The organism is Rhodococcus sp. Leaf225 (assembly GCF_001426145.1).
In the GTDB taxonomy this organism is placed as follows: Bacteria; Actinomycetota; Actinomycetes; order Mycobacteriales; family Mycobacteriaceae; genus Rhodococcoides.
On the sequence record NZ_LMRN01000017.1, the window covers coordinates 1 to 1,211 of the forward strand.

A 1,211-nucleotide genomic window follows, 5' to 3' on the forward strand; every position below is an offset into this window, starting at 1 on the left:
TCGCTCCAGTCGATGGACTCGAGTCCCGCTTGCTCTGTCGCTCGAACTGGATCGATGAGACTGCCTAACGTATCGGCGTCTCGGAACAAGGCGTGCAACCGAGTCAACGCAGATTCAAGCTTGTAATCGCCCTCCGCAAGGGCGGTCCACTCAGATAGCGGCGCTTTTGCGGGAATCCCCGAACACGCTACATTGGGCAACGGCAAACCACGGTACCCACCCTGCTTCCATGCCTCCAATGCCAATGCAAACACCGCAATCTGCGTGCACCTTGGATCCAATTCTAGACCAAATATGTTGTCCCGCAGGACGGCGTCCTGAGCGTCCGAGTCGCTCAGCCCTTCCTCTTCCGCGCGCATTCTCCACAACATCCCGAACGCCGCCACAAGAAAATGACCGGATCCACAGCAGGGATCCATCACTGTTACTTCAGATGCCCTCGCCGGCCACCCGCCGAAAACCCCAGCCGCCGGCAAATCGTCATCGAGTCTCCGCAGGTACGAATACTCTTCCAACAGCGGAGAATCGGGATGCCGACCAGCCCACCACGCCCCGAGAGAGTTCTCCAACAGGAACCGCACCATGTAATGCTCGGTGAACAGCTGCGTCACAGGGGATACATCTGCTCCACCGATTTTACGTCCAGATTCGTTGACTTCTTTCTTCGCCTGCGACTGCCAGTACTGATACACCCACCCCAACGCGTCCTCCGCGCGGAACACATCCGCAGGCAGCCCCGTCACGACCCGCTCGAGCGCTAGCAAATCTTCCCGCGCCAACCGAACCTGAGTGCACGGGTCCGACGGTTTGAAGACACCCGGCAATATCTGAGAAGCAAACCGCGCCGCCACCGACCACCCATCCGGCTCACCGAGACTCACCGCCCATTCCTCGCACTCCGCAAGTGAAACAGGCGCCTCAAACTCGGGATGAATCAACAACCCGTTCACCTCAAGAAAGCGCGCGAACAACAGCCGATGCCACTGCTCATAGGCAACCTCTCCGATCAACAGACGACAAGGTTCAACCTCTGCTGCCGAACCGTCCAGAGCGTCACCGAGCTGCCGCGCGCGAGCACGCAACGCCCGCCGCAAGGCTCTCTCCTCACCACCCAAATGCGAACCCACAGCCCGAACCCCCACGCCAAGATGGTCCAACGCAACTCGCGCACCCGCCTCCGCCAACTCCCGCCCACGAACTACCGCAATCTC

General features: G+C 60.0%; 1 protein-coding gene. It reads right to left on the minus strand.

Translation table 11 applies throughout. The annotated features are described in order from the left end of the window. Positions 1-1,127: DNA methyltransferase (locus ASG69_RS12535; protein WP_200933816.1), on the minus strand; the 1,127-nt coding region annotated here is incomplete at its 3' end. Between the last annotated feature and the right edge of the window lie 84 nt (positions 1,128-1,211).